This window comes from Rhodococcus sp. 008 (genome assembly GCF_001682295.1).
GTDB lineage: Bacteria > Actinomycetota > Actinomycetes > Mycobacteriales > Mycobacteriaceae > Rhodococcus_F > Rhodococcus_F qingshengii.
Genome location: NZ_CP012749.1, coordinates 14805 through 32475, shown reverse-complemented (window position 1 = coordinate 32475; position 17671 = coordinate 14805). Strand labels below are relative to the sequence as shown.

16 protein-coding genes and 1 pseudogene are annotated in these 17671 nt (G+C 63.0%); 5 read left to right on the top strand and 12 right to left on the bottom strand.

The features are described from left to right. Nucleotides 1-4: 4 nt before the first annotated feature. Genes AOT96_RS00170 through pdhA form a run of 3 tightly spaced genes read right to left on the bottom strand, consistent with a single transcriptional unit; the run spans nucleotide 5 to nucleotide 3272 of the window. Entirely contained in the window at nucleotides 5-1213 is a 1209-nt protein-coding gene (locus tag AOT96_RS00170; protein WP_065351153.1) for a dihydrolipoamide acetyltransferase family protein, read from the bottom strand. Beyond that, nucleotides 1210-2187, bottom strand: coding sequence for an alpha-ketoacid dehydrogenase subunit beta (locus AOT96_RS00165; protein ID WP_065351152.1), 978 nt, complete (start codon nucleotides 2185-2187; stop codon nucleotides 1210-1212). The genes AOT96_RS00170 and AOT96_RS00165 overlap by 4 nt, the downstream gene beginning before the upstream one ends. Next, nucleotides 2184-3272 (bottom strand): pyruvate dehydrogenase (acetyl-transferring) E1 component subunit alpha, encoded by a 1089-nt coding sequence (pdhA, locus tag AOT96_RS00160; protein ID WP_065351151.1) that lies wholly within the window; start codon nucleotides 3270-3272, stop codon nucleotides 2184-2186. The genes AOT96_RS00165 and pdhA overlap by 4 nt, the downstream gene beginning before the upstream one ends. A 221-nt stretch (nucleotides 3273-3493) precedes the next feature. Here pdhA and AOT96_RS00155 point away from each other — a divergent pair, with 221 nt between their 5' ends. After that, nucleotides 3494-4522, top strand: a complete 1029-nt coding sequence (locus AOT96_RS00155) for a phosphotransferase family protein (protein WP_065351150.1) — start codon at nucleotides 3494-3496, stop codon at nucleotides 4520-4522. Here AOT96_RS00155 and AOT96_RS00150 read toward each other — a convergent pair. Genes AOT96_RS00150 through AOT96_RS00140 form a run of 3 tightly spaced genes read right to left on the bottom strand, consistent with a single transcriptional unit; the run spans nucleotide 4519 to nucleotide 6713 of the window. Next, entirely contained in the window at nucleotides 4519-4968 is a 450-nt protein-coding gene (locus tag AOT96_RS00150) for an acyl-CoA thioesterase (RefSeq protein ID WP_054826357.1), read from the bottom strand. The two genes, AOT96_RS00155 and AOT96_RS00150, sit on opposite strands and share 4 nt — an antisense overlap. Further along, complete coding sequence (locus AOT96_RS00145; RefSeq protein WP_065351149.1) at nucleotides 4965-6203, bottom strand: benzoate/H(+) symporter BenE family transporter; 1239 nt, start codon at nucleotides 6201-6203, stop codon at nucleotides 4965-4967. The genes AOT96_RS00150 and AOT96_RS00145 overlap by 4 nt, the downstream gene beginning before the upstream one ends. A gap of 36 nt (nucleotides 6204-6239) precedes the next feature. Beyond that, a complete protein-coding gene (locus tag AOT96_RS00140; RefSeq protein ID WP_003941284.1) occupies nucleotides 6240-6713 on the bottom strand; it encodes an Lrp/AsnC family transcriptional regulator in 474 nt (157 codons plus the stop codon). A 102-nt stretch (nucleotides 6714-6815) separates the two neighbouring features. Between AOT96_RS00140 and AOT96_RS00135 the strand changes: the two genes are divergently transcribed. Together AOT96_RS00135 and AOT96_RS00130 are read left to right on the top strand one after the other, a co-directional pair. Next, nucleotides 6816-7439 (top strand): LysE family translocator, encoded by a 624-nt coding sequence (locus tag AOT96_RS00135; protein ID WP_003941342.1) that lies wholly within the window; start codon nucleotides 6816-6818, stop codon nucleotides 7437-7439. 22 nt (nucleotides 7440-7461) lie between these two features. After that, nucleotides 7462-8298 (top strand): sulfurtransferase, encoded by an 837-nt coding sequence (locus tag AOT96_RS00130; RefSeq protein WP_065351148.1) that lies wholly within the window; start codon nucleotides 7462-7464, stop codon nucleotides 8296-8298. 1 nt (nucleotide 8299) lies between these two features. Here the strand turns inward: AOT96_RS00130 and AOT96_RS00125 are convergent, their stop codons facing one another. Then, the gene (locus AOT96_RS00125; RefSeq protein ID WP_003941357.1) at nucleotides 8300-8761 is read right to left on the bottom strand and encodes a DUF6328 family protein; all 462 of its coding nucleotides are present in this window, start codon (nucleotides 8759-8761) and stop codon (nucleotides 8300-8302) included. A gap of 13 nt (nucleotides 8762-8774) precedes the next feature. After that, on the bottom strand, nucleotides 8775-9593 hold the full coding sequence (locus AOT96_RS00120) for a shikimate 5-dehydrogenase (RefSeq protein ID WP_065352726.1): 819 nt from the start codon (nucleotides 9591-9593) through the stop codon (nucleotides 8775-8777). Nucleotides 9594-9720: 127 nt separating this feature from the next. Here AOT96_RS00120 and AOT96_RS00115 point away from each other — a divergent pair, with 127 nt between their 5' ends. Beyond that, nucleotides 9721-11295 (top strand): molybdopterin-dependent oxidoreductase, encoded by a 1575-nt coding sequence (locus tag AOT96_RS00115; RefSeq protein WP_042447877.1) that lies wholly within the window; start codon nucleotides 9721-9723, stop codon nucleotides 11293-11295. On the opposite strand, the gene AOT96_RS00110 is transcribed toward AOT96_RS00115, so the two are convergent. Next, nucleotides 11282-11917: a TetR/AcrR family transcriptional regulator C-terminal domain-containing protein gene (locus AOT96_RS00110; RefSeq protein WP_007726121.1), complete on the bottom strand. Its 636-nt coding sequence runs from the start codon at nucleotides 11915-11917 to the stop codon at nucleotides 11282-11284. The genes AOT96_RS00115 and AOT96_RS00110 overlap by 14 nt on opposite strands. Before the next feature lie 158 nt (nucleotides 11918-12075). Here AOT96_RS00110 and AOT96_RS00105 point away from each other — a divergent pair, with 158 nt between their 5' ends. Then, nucleotides 12076-13308, top strand: coding sequence for a metal-dependent hydrolase family protein (locus AOT96_RS00105; protein ID WP_007726122.1), 1233 nt, complete (start codon nucleotides 12076-12078; stop codon nucleotides 13306-13308). A 1-nt stretch (nucleotide 13309) separates the two neighbouring features. Here AOT96_RS00105 and AOT96_RS00100 read toward each other — a convergent pair. The 3 genes and pseudogenes from AOT96_RS00100 to AOT96_RS00090 form a co-directional block, all read right to left on the bottom strand. Further along, nucleotides 13310-13810, bottom strand: a pseudogene (locus AOT96_RS00100) (HNH endonuclease family protein); the annotation flags it as partial. 26 nt (nucleotides 13811-13836) lie between these two features. Next, nucleotides 13837-16323 carry a site-specific integrase gene (locus AOT96_RS00095; protein ID WP_065351147.1) on the bottom strand — a complete coding sequence of 829 codons (2487 nt, stop codon included), beginning with the start codon at nucleotides 16321-16323 and terminating at the stop codon, nucleotides 13837-13839. Continuing rightward, nucleotides 16320-17579, bottom strand: a complete 1260-nt coding sequence (locus tag AOT96_RS00090; protein ID WP_011133407.1) for a tyrosine-type recombinase/integrase — start codon at nucleotides 17577-17579, stop codon at nucleotides 16320-16322. Before AOT96_RS00090 ends, AOT96_RS00095 begins: the two co-directional genes overlap by 4 nt. Nucleotides 17580-17671 lie beyond the last annotated feature (92 nt).

Below are 17671 nucleotides of genomic sequence, written 5' to 3'. Positions count from 1 at the left end.
CTTTCTACAGGTGAGTCAGCAACAGGTCCGGGTCCGCGAGCATCTGTGCGACAAATGAGAGGAATCTCGCGGCCTGCTCACCGGTCAGCACGCGGTGGTCGAACGTCAACGTCAGTGTCACGACGCTCCGCACTTCGATCTTGCGCTCGATCACCCACGGACGCTCGCTCACCGAGCCCAGACAGAGAATGACGGCTTCTCCCGGATTGAGAAGCGGAATGCCGCCGTCGACGCCGAAGACTCCGACATTGGTGATCGTGACGGTGCCACCCGTCAGATGACGGACGTCCGTCTTTCCCTCACGGGCAGCAACGGTCAGTTCGGTCACCGCGCGTGCGAGCTGGACCAGGCTCAGGGTCTGGGCGCTCTTGATGTTGGGCACGGACAGTCCACGTTCGGAGGCGACGGCGATGCCGAGATTCACGTCATCGTCGACGGCGGCGTCGCCGCGGGCCTCGTCCCAATGCGCGTTCACCATCGGGTGCGAGGCGACGGCGGCCACCATTGCCTTGGCAGCGAGAGTCAGCGGAGTGAGAGACAGTCCGGTGAACGCCTCCGAGGAACGGAGCCTGCCGAGCAGTTCCATCGAAGGCGTGACATCGGCGGTGAGGAAGACGCTGGCCTGCGGAGCGCGGGTGCTGGCAACCATCGCCGACGCCATCTGTTTTCGTATGCCGGACGAGGCCAGGCGTGTCGCGTTATCCGAAGGCGACTGCACGGTAAGCGCGTCTGCGACGTCAGCCGCGGTGACGGCACCGTCGAATCCGCTGCCGGTGATTTCGCTCAAATCGATGCCGGCTTCGCGGGCCGCGCGCCGCGCCGCGGGGGTTGCGGGCCGACGCTCGGTACTCGCCGCGGATTGCGAGTACGGCGTGATCTTGCTCCGTCGGCGGCTCGTTCTCTCGGTCGCGGGTCCGTATCCGACCAGCACTCTCGGAGACTGAGAATTACTTGGAGACGGTGAATTTGAAGACTCCTCGATACGGATGATCGGAGTACCCACCGGAACGGTAGTGCCAGGTTCGACGAGGAGTTCTCTGACAACACCGACGTAGGGCGACGGCAGTTCGACAAGAGCTTTGGCTGTCTCTACCTGGGCGAGAACTTGATTGAGTTCCACCGTGTCACCGACGCCGACCGTCCACTCGACCAGATCGGCGGACGTCAGGCCCTCGCCGAGATCCGGCAACCGGAATTCGTGCCCTGTACTCATGCTGCCAGCGTCCGGTCGAGTGCTGCGAGGATCCGGTCGGCGTCCGGAAGGTGAAAACGCTCGAGCTTGGCGGGCGGGTAGGGGATGTCGAATCCGCTGACCCGCAGGATCGGCGACTCCAACTGATAGAAGCAGTGTTCCGCGACGTGTGCTGCGATTTCGGCGCCGACGCCGAGAAACTTCGGAGCCTCGTGGACAACGACCAGCCGGCCTGTCTTGTTCACCGACGCCTCGATCGTGTCGAAGTCGACGGGGGAGAGTGAACGCAGATCCACCACTTCCAGATCATGGCCCTCTTCTTCGGCGATCCGCGCGGCGTCGAGTGCGGTGGTGACCATGGATCCGTACGCAACCACTGTCGCGTCGTTCCCCGAGCGGGCGACGCGAGCACGGTGGAGCGGAAGCTCGGGCGCAGCATCGGTATTCACGTCGGCGGTATCCCAGTAGCGCCGTTTGGGTTCGAGGAATATCACCGGGTCGTCGGCCGCAATGGATTGGCGGATCATGTGAAAACCGTCGATCGGATTGCTCGGGTACACCACCCGCAGTCCCGCGGTGTGAGCGAAGTACGCTTCCGGCGACTCCGAATGATGTTCCACCGCACCGATTCCGCCGCCACTGGGAATCCGAATCGTCAGTGGCGCAGAGGCAGCGCCTCGGGTGCGGTACTGGATCTTGGCCACCTGCGAGACGATCTGATCGAAAGCCGGGTAGACAAACCCGTCGAATTGAATTTCGCAGACCGGACGATATCCGCGCAAGGCAAGACCGAAAGCTGTTCCCACGATCCCTGATTCGGCGAGGGGCATGTCGATCACCCGGGTGTCGCCGAAGTCCTTCTGCAGGGCGTCGGTAACCCGGAATACGCCGCCGAGACGGCCGACGTCCTCGCCCATGATGACAACGCGACGATCGTCTTCGAGTGCGCGTCGAAGGCCGGTGTTGAGCGCGGTCACCAGATTCATGACGGTCATGACGAAGCCCCTTCCAGGCTACGGAGATACGCGCGATGCTCTTCGCGTTCAGCGTCGATCAGTGGGTGTGCCTCGGCGTAGACGTGATCGAAGAGCGCTGACGGGGGCGGATCGGCGAGCGCGATGGTTGCGCGTCGCAGTCCAGCGGCGACGTCGTCGGCGGCTGCCGCGATGGTGCTGAGTTCGTTTTCTCCGAGAAGATCGCGACGGCCGAGGAGCAGACGCATTCGCTCGAGCGGATCGCGGCTTCTCCACTCCGACATATCCGTATCGGTGCGGTACCTGCTCGGATCGTCGGAGGTCGTGTGCGGGCCCATTCTGCAGGTGATCGCCTCGATGAACGTCGGGCCGCTGCCTTCGCGTGCGCGATTGAGCGCCGAGCGCGTCACGGCGAGCACGGCAAGGACGTCGTTACCGTCGACGCGGATCGCGGGGATGCCGTAACCGATTGCCCGATGTGAGATGGGCGTGCGTGACTGGAGGGATACCGGTTCACTGATTGCCCACTGGTTGTTCTGGCAGAAGAAGACAACGCCGACACGGAAACTGGCGGCAAATCCCATCGCCTCGGCGATGTCGCCCTGACTTGTGGCGCCGTCGCCGAAGTACGCGATCGTTGCGATCTCGGCGCCGTCCAGGTGTGCGCCGAGTGCGTATCCGGTGGCGTGCAGCCCTTGGGAGCCGACGACGATCGCCGGGTTGGTGACGTTGAATTGTTCTGGATCCCAACCGGAATGGGAGATTCCGCGCCACATGGTGGTCAGCAATTCGGGGGGAACTCCGCGGCAGTACGCGACGGCATGTTCGCGATAGCTGGTGAAGGCGAAGTCGCCTGGGGCGAGCGCTCTCGCGGAACCGACCTGCGCGGCTTCCTGACCGAGCATCGGAGCCCACAACCCGATTTCGCCTTGACGCTGCAGGGCAACAGCTTCGGTGTCGATGCGGCGACTCACGACGAGATCGCGATACAACGACAGCAGTTCGTCAGGCCCGATGTCCGTTATCAGGCGGTCGAATTCGGGACGGCACACCCGTGCGCCGTTCGGTTGGATGAGTTGGACCGGATAATCGAGGTTGTCGACCATCTTCGCTCACCTCGGTTTCTGCTCATGCCCGGCGCGCCTCGTGAGTACGCCGCACAATCCCGATGTGTTGTATGCAGTTGTCGGTCTACCATCAGGATCCCCCTGATTGGGAAATTCGCAAGTATTTTCACTGCCGTATCAAGACCTGAGCTGCGAACTGACGAGTAACAAACGTGTCGGTACGGCCAACCGATCGGACTTCAACCGCTAGCATCGGTGCGGTGACTGCAGTCGGTTTGAACGAAGAAGCTGTTTCCGCGTGGATCGCCGAACTGGGGGTCGGCGCCACGACACCACTGACTTTCGAGAGGATCGGTAACGGGCAATCGAACCTGACCTACTCCGTGACGGATGCGGGCGGAGGACGGTGGGTACTGCGCAGACCTCCACTGGGAACATTGTTGGCTTCCGCGCACGACGTCGTTCGCGAGCACCGCATCCTGTCCTCGCTCCAGGGAACCAAAGTGCCGGTTCCGAAGATCCTCGGCATCACGGAAGATCCGGAGATCACGGACGCTCCGCTGGTCCTCATGAGCTACATCGACGGCGTTGTGATCGACGGCGTTCCGGTGGCTCAGAAGTTGACCGAGGACGAGCGTCGCGCGGTCGGCTTGGCGATGCCCAAAACCCTCGCCAGCATCCACGGAGTTGACCTGGAAGAGACCGGGCTGGACGACCTGGCCAGCCGCAAGCCCTTTGCCGAGCGTCAGCTCAAGCGGTGGTCGGCGCAGTGGGAGAAGTCGAAGACCCGCGATGTTCCGGATGTCGACCGATTGGCCGAGATTCTGCACCGAAACATTCCGGAACAGAACGAAGTGACGTTGGTTCACGGCGACTTCCACCTCAACAACGTCATCACCGATCCGGCCGAGGGGCGCATCGTTGCCGTCGTCGACTGGGAGCTGTGCACGTTGGGGGAGCCGCTCGCGGATCTCGGTGCGCTACTCGCGTACTGGCCGGAAGCCGGTGACAAGGTTGCCGGTCCGTTCATGGCGTCCACGCTGGAAGGCTTCCCGAACCGTGACGAGCTGGTCGCTGCCTACGTCGAGGCGACTGGCCGCGACGTGTCAGCGGTCGGATACTGGCACGTACTCGCTCTGTGGAAGCTCGCGATCATCGCAGAGGGCGTGCTGCGACGCATTCTCGACGATCCGCGCAACAAGGCCGAGCACGGCGGCCCGACGGTCGCGCTGATCGACGGAATCGTTGCACGCGCCGTCTTGACGGCAGATCAGCTCGGCCTGAGCTAGTTTTCGGTCAAGATCCCGGCTGCCGATCTGATGGCCGCCGGGATCTCCACCGGCTTACGGGTGTCGGCGTCGACGTAGACGTGGACAAAGCGGCCGGTGGCAGCGGGTTCCCAATTGCCACCGTCGACCTCGTGGAATATCGCCAGGGCGTAGACGATGCTCTTGGTGCCCAGCTTCTCGACGGAGATACCCACCTGCAACTGCTCGGGGAACGACAGCTCGCTCAGGTACCGGCACGACGTCTCGGCGACGACGCCGATGGCAGGCAGGGTGCGGATGTCGGTTCCAGTGGAAGACATCAGCCAGGCGTTGACCGCGGTGTCGAAGTACGAGTAGTAGGTCACGTTGTTGACGTGGCCGTAGTGATCGTTGTCGTCCCACCGCGTCGGGACGGGCCAGAGAACGGGAAACTCGCTGATCGACGGGGGCGTCTGCGCTGTGCTCACGGCTTCGACTGTAGTGAGGACTGTCGCGCGAGTGAGGGCAGGGTGGTGCCCTGTAGGACTGCACGCACGATCAGCCCCACCAACAGTGCCCAGAATGCCGAACCGATTCCCAGGATACTGACCCCGGATGCGGCGATCAGAAACGTGACCACGGCGCCTTCACGTTCACTCGCCTCGCTCAGCGCCGACGTGAGGGCGCCGGCAAGCGTTGCCAGGAGCGCCAGTCCGGCAACAGTTTCCACGACTCCGGCCGGTGCGGCGGCTACCAGAGCGGCCACCGCGGCCGCGCCGGCAGCGAGAACGAGATACGCCCAGCCTGCGGTGAAGGCAGCGATCCATCGACGTTTGGGATCCGGATGTGCGGTGGGGGCGGCGGCCAGGGCTGCGCTGATCGCCGCGAGGTTGATCGCATGGCCACCGGCCGGTGCGCCGACGATGGTGCCGACACCCGTCACGATCATCGACGGTCGCCAGGGAACGGTGTATCCGAACGAATTCATCACGGCCACACCGGGAATGTTCTGCGAAGCCATCGTGACGATGTAGAGGGGAATCGCAATGCCGATCATTGCCTGCCAGGTCCACGACGGCGCGGTGAGATCGATGCGGGGAATCATGGCGCCGGCGTCGAGCACTCGATCCGACGTGACGAGGCTGATCCCGATCACGACCGCTGCGGTGAGGAACGCGAGCGGAACCGCCCATCGCTTGGAGAAGCGCTGCGCGGCAAGCCAAACCAGGATGACGGGCGCGACCGCTGCGGGGGCGTCCCGGACGGCGATGATCGGCGCCAGGCACAACGGCATCAGAACCCCGGCGAGCATCGCCTGCGCGAGGGGCGTCGGGATTGCCGAGATGATCCTTCCGAGCGTCGGCCACAGTCCGGTCAGAACAATCGCGATTCCGACGACGATGAATGCTCCGACCGCCGCCGGCCACCCACCCTCGACCGCTCCGGCGCCGGCGAGCAGAGCGGCACCGGGCGTCGACCAGGCCAGGGTGATCGGCATCCGATACCGGCGTGAGAGCCAGAGCATTCCCAACGCTTGGGTCACACACAGAACCAGCAGTCCGGACGCCGCCTCGGTCGCGTCCGCGCCGACAGCGGCGAGGCCGGTGAGGACCACCGCGAACGAACTGGTGAAGCCGACGAGGGCCGTGACGATGCCTGCGCTCATCGGTTGCGAGTTGCTGCGAACGGCTTCCGGTTCGGTGGTATCTGTGGAGTCCGACATGGTCAGTGATTCTGCCCGACCCGCTCGAGGCCCGATTTACCTGTCCGGTCGGATGGGTGAGGTGACCGCTTTGCCGTAGATGAGGTGCGTTTGGGCGTGCCAGACCTCGGGATGTGCGGCGAGGTGGTCGATCAATACCCGTTGTAGATGAGCGCTGTCACGGACCGCGACGTGGAGGAAGAAGTCCTCGGGCCCCGAGACGTTGAAGAGCGCAAGCGTTTCCGGCAGCGCTAGCGCGTCGGCGGTGAACCGGTCGACGAGGTCGCGGCGGTGTGGTCGCAATTGAACGGCGATGATCGCCTGCATCGACCGGCCAACGGCTGCCGGATCGACAACCGCATGGATGCCGCTGATCGTGCCGTTGGCGCGTAGGCGTCGTACGCGCTCGTGGCACGAGGACGTCGCCAAACCGACTCGATCGGCCAACACCTTGTTGGTGATCGACGCGTCGTTCTGCAATTCGGCCAAAATCTTCCAGTCCACCGGATCCAGAGGCTCATTCTTCGTCATCTGCCGAACTATATCCGGAGTCGTTTTGAACTTCCCGGATCCAGTTGCACACTCCTGGCATGAACATGTGTCTCGAATCAGCTCGGGTGTGAGGTATTTCGGATGAGTGTCGGTCAATGGCTCGCTTTCGGCTCCCTGCTATCCATCGTCCTGTTCACGCCGGGACCGGATTTTGTCCTGATCCTGCGTCATTCTCTAGCAGATCGTCGGACCGGCGCGGTGGTGGCCGCCGGTGTGATTTCCGGGCTCTTCGTTCACACCGCTGCCGCGTCACTGGGTCTCTCCGCACTTGTGGCGACACGGCCACAGTTGCTCTCCGCGCTCACCTACGCCGGGGCGGCATATCTGACCTGGCTCGGCATCTCCGCGATTCGAAGTGCTTTCAAAGCCCGCGCCTCGGACGAGGGAATTCCGGCAGCGAAAGAACCGATCGCGGTCACCACGGCATTTCGCTACGGCTTCCTCTCGAACCTGCTGAACCCGAAGGCGTTGTTGTTCTTTCTCGGGCTACTCCCGCAATTCATCGAGCCGGGTGAAGGCGCAGGGCTGCGGACGTTGATGTTGGCGGGCGCGACGGTGGTCGCCGCGGCACTGTGGTGGGCGATCGTGGTGGTGTTGGCGGCCGGAGCCGGCAAGAAGCTGCGTCGCCCTGGCGTCGGGAAGCGAATCGACGTGGTGACGGGAGTGTTGTTGGTGGGCCTCGGTGCCTTCTTCGGGGTTGCATGAGTGGTCGTGTCAGGATGGGCTCATGACACTTCCCGTGCTGATCGACGTCGAAGAACTGTCCGCTCTCATCGAGGCCGGCGCTGCGCCGCGATTGCTCGATGTCCGATGGGCGCTGGGTGATTCGAACGGCGAGCAGCATTTTCGCGACGGCCATATTCCCGGTGCGGTATTCGTGAACCTCGACGAGGAACTTGCCTCGCCGCCGTCGCCGGACGAGGGGAGGCATCCGCTGCCGAGTCTCGAAGACCTGCAGGCCGCGGCGCGTCGTTGGGGAATCGACGACGGTGATTCGGTGGTGCTTTACGACGCCACCGGCAACACGGCCGCTGCCCGTGGTTGGTGGCTGCTGCGGTGGGCCGGACTCTCGGATGTCCGACTGCTCGACGGCGGGCTGCAGGCCTGGGAGTCCGCAGGACTGCCGTTGGCGGCCGGTATCGGCGAGTCCGTCAGCCCGGGCGACGTGACTTTCACCGGCGGCAACATGCCGACTGTCGACATCGACGGTGTCGGCAACTGGACGAGCGAGGGCGGTGTCCTTCTCGACGCCCGAGCCGGGGAGCGGTACCGCGGCGAGGTCGAGCCGATGGATCCCGTCGCAGGGCACATCCCCGGTGCGGTGAACGCGCCGACCGCCGAGAACATCACCGGCGACGGGCGATTCCTGGATACGACCCACCTGCGTGAGCGATTCGCCGGACTGGGCGTCGGAGACAAGGTGGCGGTGTACTGCGGATCCGGAGTGACTGCAGCGCACGAGATCGCGGCGCTCGCGATCGCTGGTTACGACGCGACGCTGTTCCCGGGCTCGTGGTCACAGTGGTCCAACGACAGCACTCGCGCCGTCGACACCGGAGCCTGAGTCAGCTCTTGGTGCGATCGATGAATGACGGCACGAGAAACCACAGCGCCGTGAACATGATCGCGGCGCACGCTGCCAACACCTTTGCGGCAACTCCGCCGACGGCGACCTCGGCGATCAACAGGACCGTGCCGGTCATGGAGGCGGCCAGAAAGGCTATGCCGCACAGGGCGAATCGGTTGGCCACGGGCAATATGTTCTCGCGGTGCCCACGGCGGAAAAGCATGCGATGCCAGACCGCGGGTGCCATCAGGAACCCGAACGAGATGGCAACAAGGATCACCGTCACCAAGTGGATGCCGCGGATGTACGCCGACGCTTCCTCGTAGCGTTCGGTGAATGCCACGGCCAGCAAGAAGGCAAACAGGATCTGAACACCAGAGAGCGCGACGCGCAGTTCTTGCAACAACTCGTTGAAGTTCCGCGCGAGTTGTTGAGGTGGAGTCTCCCCGGTCTCGTTCACGGCGACGTGGTTCCTACGCCCGTGAGTATTCCGACGCTCGCTGGATCTGCTCCGCGCTCGGACGCACGCCGGTGTAGAGCACGAACTGTTGGGCGGCCTGAAGGGCAATGACCGACGCTCCCGTGATCGCCGTCTTGCCGAGTTCGGTCGCCAACGCGATCAGTGGCGTGTTCGCAGGCATCGCGACGACGTCGAAGACGACATCGGCGGCGCGCACTGCTTGTTCGGGGAACGACAGTGCATCTGCTTCTGCGCCGCCGGACATACCGATCGGAGTGGCGTTGATCAGCACACCGGGACGAAGCTCGCCGAGTTCGGCCTGCCAGTCGAAGCCGTACTGCTTCGCGAGCGACGACCCCACTTGCTGGTTGCGGGCGATCACGGTGACGTCGGTGAATCCGGTGTCGCGCACCGCGGCGACGACTGCTTTTGCCATGCCACCGCTGCCGGCGACAGCGACGGACAGGCTCGTGTCGACGTTGTTGTCACGCAGTAGATCGGCCACCGCCTGATAGTCGGTGTTGTAGGCGTGCAGCACTCCGGACTCGTTGACGATCGTGTTGACGGAGTCGATGGCGCTGGCCGAATCATGCATGACGTCGATGTGCTCGATGACCTGTTCCTTGAACGGCATCGACACCCCACAGCCTCGAATCCCGAGTGCTCGTATGCCGGCGATCGCGGCTGGCACGTCTTCGGTGGTGAAGGCTTTGTAGACGAAGTTCAGGCCCAATTCCTCGTAGAGGTAATTGTGAAATCTGGTGCCGATGTTGCTCGGTCGCCCGGAGAGCGACATGCACAGGAGCGTGTCCTTGTTGAGGTCGACGGTCATCGTTCCCACTCTAATCGCGAGTTCGGAGTAGTTCTTGATGGAGGAGTGCACCCATCCGGATGGCCCGCAGCGCCGAATGTCGGGTATCCGATCGAAGCACCACTCGCACCGACAGAGCCGAGACGACATGGTCACACAGAACATCGACGAGCACCCGAGCACCGAATCTCGTCCACTGCGTCGTAGATGGGCTGCTCACGCGATCTCCGGGGTCTTGGCCGCGGCTGTCGTCCTGGGCGTCGGTGAACTGGTTGCGTTGCCGATCAACCCGGACGCGTCGCCCTTCTACGCGGTAGGTGCGACTACCGTCGACCGAACGCCGGCGTGGGCTCGCGAGTTCGCGATCGATACTTTCGGTACCAATGACAAGCCGGCGCTGTTCATCGGAATGTCGATCTTGATCGTTCTGCTCGGTGCGGTGGCCGGGCTCCTGGAACGGCGACGCCGCCCGATCGGCAGCGTCATTCTCGTTCTTCTGGGCGCGGTTGGTGTGTATGCGGCGATGCAGCGCCCGACTGCCGACGCGATGTACGTGTTCCCGACACTGGTCGGTGTGGTGGCGGGCGTCGCAACCTTGCGGTTGCTGATCACACAACTCGAAGTGCCGCTCTCGCCGGGCGTCGCCGACTCGTGGTTGCCTCGTCGTCAGTTCCTCCTGCTGGCAGGTGCGGCGTTGGCAGTGGCTGCGGCAGCGGGTGCGGCCGGGAAGTTCGTGGGGCAGAGAATCGCCGGAGCAGTAGCGAATCGTGAAGATTTTGTCGTGCCCACCGCCGCTGACCCGGCGCCGCCGATTCCGGCGGGTGCGGACATCGCGATTGCGGGTGCGTCGACATACATCACGCCCAACGACGACTTCTACCGAATCGACACGGCACTCCTCGTTCCGCAATTGACGACGGATTCGTGGGAACTGCGGATTCACGGAATGGTGGACCGCGAGATGACGTTGTCGTTCGACGATCTGGTGGCGCGAACGCCCATCGAGCGAGTCATCACGCTGACGTGTGTCTCGAACGAGGTGGGCGGCGTTCTGGCCGGGAACGCGAAGTGGATCGGTTATCCCATGAAGGACCTGCTCGACGAAGTCGGTGTCCATCCCGACGCCGACATGCTCCTCTCGACCAGCGTCGACGGCTTCACAGTCGGCACCCCGGTCGAGATAGTCACCGACGGCCGTGACGCGATTCTCGCCGTGGCGATGAACGGTGAGCCGTTGCCGTTCGAGCACGGCTATCCCGTTCGGCAGGTCGTTCCCGGTCTGTACGGTTTCGTCTCCGCCACCAAGTGGGTGACGGAGTGGGAACTCACGCGTTTCGACAAGGTCGAGGCCTATTGGACCCAGCGCGGTTGGGGTGCGCAGGCACCGATCAAGACGTCCTCGCGTATCGAGGTGCCGGCAGCTCTGGCTCCCATCGAGCCGGGCCAGGTGCTGGTGGCGGGAACGGCCTGGGCGCAGCATCGCGGGATCGAGAAGGTCGAGGTTCGCGTCGACAACGGTGAATGGCAACCGGCGACACTGGCGCAGGAGTACTCGATCGACACCTGGCGTCAATGGTCGTGGATGTGGGATGCAGGCTCGGGTTTGCACACGGTGCAGGTCAGAGCGACGGATCTGGACGGGAACGTTCAGGTGGAAGAGCGCACTCCGCCGATTCCCGGTGGCGCCACGGGATGGCACACCAGGTCGTTCACCGTGAAGTGACGTCGGAATCCGAATGAGGTTCGGTATACAGACGAACAACGCGCTGAGCCATCCATCCGGCGATCAGGGTTCGCAGGCCGAAGTCGAACGTGTCGTCGGTTCGCAGTGGGGTCGTAGCCTCGCGCGTGATCTCGCTCGGGTTGGAGGATTGGGTCCATGCGACATCCGGCGTCGAGAGTTTCACGACTGATCCGAGAACCAGACTGTCCAGCGTGGAGATTGCGTGACGAGTGTCGGCCGAATCGAAACCCCCGTCCGAAAATGCCTGAACCAGTGCAGTATCGATATCAAAAGTTACCTCGGTGCGGACGCTGCGGGTCATGAGTAGCGGGATGAGGCGCCAGTGCTCGACCGCAGCTCGGCGATAGGCCCACCCCCACGCGCTGATCCGTTCGCTCCACCCTGCCGGTGGGTGGGGGACAGAGATCGACGACATCACGCGGATGCGCATGAGTTCGACGATCTCGGATCGACCCGAAATATGTGTGTAGAGCGAAGACGGAGTCACGTTCAATTGCTTGGCGATCCCGGGCATGGTGAAGTCGCCGGTCGCGTCGACAGCATCCAGAGCCGCGTCGGTGATGTTTCGCGTGGACAGTATCGGCTGGGTGGGACGCGGCATCGATTCTCCTGGTGAGGGATTCGTCAGCAATCTCGGACTTCATCGAGTGATGACAACTCCTTGATTTCGGGAGCCGATATGCATCATACTAACCGAACCCTATTCGGTATGTCGGCGGAATCTTCCGGCGATCGGTACACGTCGGAGGAACATTCAATATGTCTGTCGTATGGCTGACCGGTGCAACGATCATCGACGGGACGGGCGCCGACCCGATCGAGAACTGCGCTGTTGCTGTGGAAAACGGGCGCATCAGTGCACTCGGTGGCACGCCACCCACGGGGGCGGAGGTGCTGGACTGCGCTGGGCTGACAATCACGCCCGGCCTCATCGACGCACACGTTCATCTCGGTGGATCGAGCGATCTCGCACCGAGCCTGCGGCGTCAGATCTCGGTAGCCGAGCTCGCTGCAGACATGTTCGCGACCTGCGCATCGACCCTCGACGGGGGATTCACCACTGTTCGTGACTGCGGCGGAATCGACGGTGGACTCGCCGGAGTTGTCGCCTCGGGCAAGATTCCGGGTCCGCGGATCATTCAGTGCGGCCCGATCCAGTGCCAGACCGGTGGACACGGACACCTGGCGGCCGAATGGGAGCCGACTTCGGACTGGTCCGATCATGACATCCCCGGATTACGGTGTATGTCTCTGCTTTCCGACGGTCCGCACGAAATGCGAAAGAACGTTCGCGAGACGTTCCGCAGGGGTGCGGACTTCCTCAAACTGTGTGTCACAGGGGGAGTGGTATCGACTCATGACAAGCTCACCGATACCCAGTTCACGGTCGACGAGATCGAAGTTGCCGTCGAGGAAGCCAATGCGCGCGGTACCTATGTCACGGTGCATGCCCACAACAACGAGGGAATCCGAAACGCTGTCACTGCCGGCGCGAAATGCGTCGAGCACGGCTCAGGTATCGACGACGAGACTGCCAAGTTGATGGCCGAGCACGACGTCGCGTTGGTGCCGACGTTGGCTGTGGTGCAGGCACTCTCGGACAGCGCGGCGTCAGCAGGTCTACCCGAATCGATTTCGGCTCGGATCGGCCAGATGATGCAGGGTCAGATCGACGGGCTTCTTGCTGCTCGAAATGCCGGCGTCAGAGTGGGATTGGGATCGGACCTCATCGGTACCGATCAAACGGGCCGGGGAATGGAGCTAGTCCTGCGCGCCAAGGTCGAAACCCCGATGGACGCATTGGTTTCCGCTACCCGGATCAACGCCGACATTCTCGGTATCGCCGACGAGGTCGGCACCATCGAAGTCGGCAAGTTCGCCGACCTCGTTGCCTTCCGCGGCAATCCGTTGACGGATCCCTCGATCTTTGCCGATCGTGAGCGGATCGCACTCGTCATCCAGAGTGGGCGAGTGGTGAAGGACGGCCGGTAGCTCAACAGCGAGTGGCGAGGTCCGTCAGGGCCGAATGATCAGCTCGGCTGACTGGTAAGCCATAGGAAATCGCGACGGTCAAGTACTTGCCGGCGTAAAAGCATCGGTACGCAGGATCGGGCGGCAACCACTCACTGGGCGTGCTGTCGCCTTTCGACTGGTTGTCGGGGCCGTTGACGGCCAACAGGTTCAGAGACATGTCGTTCGCGAACCTCATCCGAAGCGCGGGCGTCCAGGAGTTCGCGCCGAAGTCCCAGGCGGCGGCGAGTGGGAAGACGTGGTCGATCTGGACGGACTTGGCCTGGCTGCGTTCGAATTCGATGCGATCACCGGAGTACGGGTCGGTCATCGCGCCCGACAGTACGACGCAGTCACGTGTTCCCGGTTTGAACACCACGTCCGAGAGATCTTGGGCCAGAACGTTGTTGCGGGTATCGCACCCGTCGTGGCCACCTGGAGCGTCCTGGTCGTCGGACCAAGCGGGGCCGAAGACGCAAGCTTCTCTGAACAAGAATTCAAGCTTGGTAATCATGTGGAAGTCCTTCCCGAGATCGATCCGAATCCAGGCATTCCGAGGTCAGTTGTTGCCGATCCTCGTTTCATCGTGGCATCGACCTGTGCGATCTTGTCCCTGACTCCGGTGTAGCTGACCTGCAGTCCTTCGACTTCACCCAGCCAGCCTTCCTGTTTGGCTTCGATGATGCGGGCTTCGAGGTTGTCTCGGATTTCTTCGAGCCTGCCTCGCTGCGTTGGATCCGGCCGCAGGAGTGAGCATCTGACGCAAGCATGCTCATGGATGCAGGGTGTGCCGAACGACCGTGCGCAGGTCCCGACCGATACTTTCCGCTTCTCGAAATGAGACAAGAACGCATCCCATTCCTCGTCGGTCGGTGTCCGGTATTCCTCACTGGGTCTCATCGAACGACGACGCGCGATGAACGCTCGATGCGCTTCGATCGTTTCCGAGGGGTAGACGGCCTTGTAGCCCATCGTCGTGTCAATTGTCTTGTGCCCGCAAATAACCTGTGCGATATGGGGTGGCAGGCCGTTCATGATCGCGTCGGTGACGAATATTCGCCGGAAGTCGTGGGGCTGAAACATCAACGGATCGCCACTGGCATCGGTGAGAGCTGCCACGGTGAGCGCATTGATGAGGAGCTTGCGGACGAAACTCGGTGGGATCGCTCGGCGTTCGTTTCCGATTCCCCGCTGAAAGAGCAGCGGCATCGGCGGATTCCACAGCTTCTCCTGCGTATCGTAGGCAGCCACGAGCGGTATCGATCCGTTGGGTTGCCGCGAACGCTGAACTACCGCACTGAGGACTTCCGCAAGCTCGGGACTGACCAAGATCAGCCGCTCGGTATCGGTCTTCGATGGAGCTATCTGCAGCAGCGGAACCAGTTCACCGGTACTAGGTAGTCGATATTCGGTGATGCTGTGGTGACTGAGCTCGAGGAGCTCTTCATGACGGATACCGCTGAGCCGCAACACTTCGATAGTGGCGAATGCCCAGAATGCTTCCTCGTCCTCGTAGGTGAGATCGCGGCGAACACCGGTAACAGTATTGTCGGCCCATACGACGCGGCCAGTTCCCCGACGGATCAAGGATCGTCGCAGTTCTCCGTCGGTTCCCGAGATCACCTCACCTGGTTCGGTGTTCTGCGCCGCAACAAGTAGAGCCGCTGCGGCCGCGCGGCGGTCAGCTGCGGACCGAACCAACTGCGACAGGACAGGCAATCGCTCGCGAGTGCGCTGATCCATCCGCGCTTTACGGTGTTTGAGTTCCTTGCCTCTTTTGACCTCGGCGTCGCTGATCGGGCAGGGCGCCACCCACTGCGCCCAGCGTGCCGGATCTTCGACGGCCCAGTGCGCGAGGTCGAGATAGAACGCACGCACTTGCAACAGATTGTCTTTGTAATTCTTTCGGGGCGAAGTTGTTTCGTGCTTTCGTCCCGCCGCGTCGACGGCGGTGCGTGTGATCGATCTCAGGTCGTCCTTCCATGCTCGGGCAACGTCAGGCGGCAGCGCCAGGGTGTCGATACCGGGGGCGAGTGTCTCGACGCGGCTCCAGAACAGCCCGGCGAGTCCTCGGGCACGAGAGTTGAGACTGGTGTAGTCCAGCGCGGGTTGACGCTCGCGCAGATAGTCGATGAGCAGAGCTCGGATCGGTTGGTTCTCGATCGGGTAGCGGTCGACGAGTTGTTCGATCGTCAACTGTCCGACCGGAGCGCCGAACGCACGGATGCTGTGTGGTGCATCCTCGGGAAAGATGCCCATCGCACGTAGTCGCAGGTAGAAATCGATCTTCTTCTGACCGCGGCGGGAGTGCACCTGCGCCATCGTTTCGATCAGCTCCACGCAATCGCCGACAGTGATCTCCGCGACCGTCCCGCCTTTGGATACCAGCAGGGTCGCGATTCTGGTCGCTGCGATTCGTGCATCGTCTCGCGAGGTATCCGGCTGAGTGGCAGCAAGCTCGTCCAACCGCGCGAATCCGTCCGGATCTCGCAGCTTTGCCATCATCGGCGCGAGAAACGGGTGCGCCCGGGAGAGCATCCACGGCAACTGCGGCCGGATCACGTCCAGGCACAGCAACATCAGCAGTCCTGCAGCCAGGTCGTTGCGATCATGTCTGACAGGGCGCCCGTGTCCGGCAATCCATTCCACCGGGAGATCGGCCCAGGAGGTTGTCGCGCCGTAACGAGACCCGCGGATGTTCTCGGCGCCGCTGGCGAGCCACCGGGCTTGCCAGGTATCGCCTGGCACCGAAGCCAACCAGGTCAGTATCTTGATCACGCCCCGGTGCCGTCCGGCTCGGGTGGTGACCGCAGCCTCAGCAAGCACCGAGCAGTTCAGTCGGGCCTCGACCTCCTCAGCAGAGGCAGCGGTGTGCGGCCACCAGAGTTCACCTTCGCGTGGTGGAAACTGTTTGTGCAGTTGGCGAATCCTCGAATGCGGCACCGGTGTGACCTCGAAGCGTTCCGGGCGGGTCATGTGCTTGACGGCAGTGCTCACAACGGCCTCCCGAACAGCACGCTCAACGCTGCCGGATCGTATCCAGGAGCAGGAGGCGGCGACGGAGCCCGCGGATGTTCCCGCTGATCAGCAGTACGAGCGTGGTGGGCCAGGACGCTGGCGATCACCTCGTCCTTATCGGGTGTCAGATAAATTTCGGTCGTCGACAAATGGGCGTGCCCCAACACCTCTTTGACCTCCACCAAGGACAAGTGCGGGTCGTTGGCCATCCGCCTCGCTGCACTGTGACGTAAGTCGTGCAGAGTCCAATCCGAACCGAGGGTAGCATTCGCACGCTCGAACATCCGATGCGCCGCATGGTAATTCAACGGGCGGCGAGGCCTTCGCAGTGTCCACCACAACGGTTGCATCCGTCCGAGTGGCACCTCGCCCCGCAACTGCTCCTGATACAACCGCAACCAGACGAACGCGTCCGCCGACGCGGGTACCTGCTCCACCGCACGTGTTCCCTTGCGCACCACAGTAATCAACTGCTGCCCCGGGTCGACATCGCACTCGCGGACTCCCAACAGCTCCGACGCTCGCACCCCCGATGAAATCCAGAACGCCACCAACGCCCGGTCCCGATCCGACGACAACGCCGCGAACAACTTATCGAACAGATCCTCGGGAATCGCTCGGGGAATCCGCTGCGAGACCCGAGGCCGGTAGCGCCCCACACGCTCAGGTGCCCAATGATCCATCGGATTGTGGTGCGCATGAGCCCGTCTCGACCGGCGAGAGAGATCGAGAGGGAACGGATTCAGAAGCGGGCCAGTCCCCGCGTCCCGATGAAAATCGTAGAAACTTCGCAGCACCGTCTCACTGTGCGCCACTGTCGCCGGCGAGTACCCGGCCCCCAGAGCCGGTTTGCCGGTGACAGGATTCGGCGATGCCGCAGCAGTAGCAGCCGCCTCGGCGCTGGCCGGCACCACTGATCCTTGTCGTGCCTTCGCCGTCAACTGGATCCAACAACTGAAATCGCGGGCATCGACCCGATCGGCACGATCCCACGCCACGTCCACAGCGTGAAGGAACCGCCACCATCTGAGCAGATCCATACCGTACGAACGCACCGTCGCCACCGACCTCCCGGAAGCGATCAGCTCCCGGAAGAACACCTCGACGGACTCCACTCGTTCACCGTCGCTGCCCTGCAAGACGTAAGGCTCCGCCGCCTGACCTGTCGCTATCAACCGACCCACTCGGGCCACCACAAGCCCCGACAGATCTCTCGAACTTTCCCCTTCGCTCATGTCCGCAAGCTACCGACCCACATCGACCCCACCCCTTCAGACCTGCACCATTCGGCATTTAGTTCAGTCAACGGGGCCTCGCCGTTACCGCA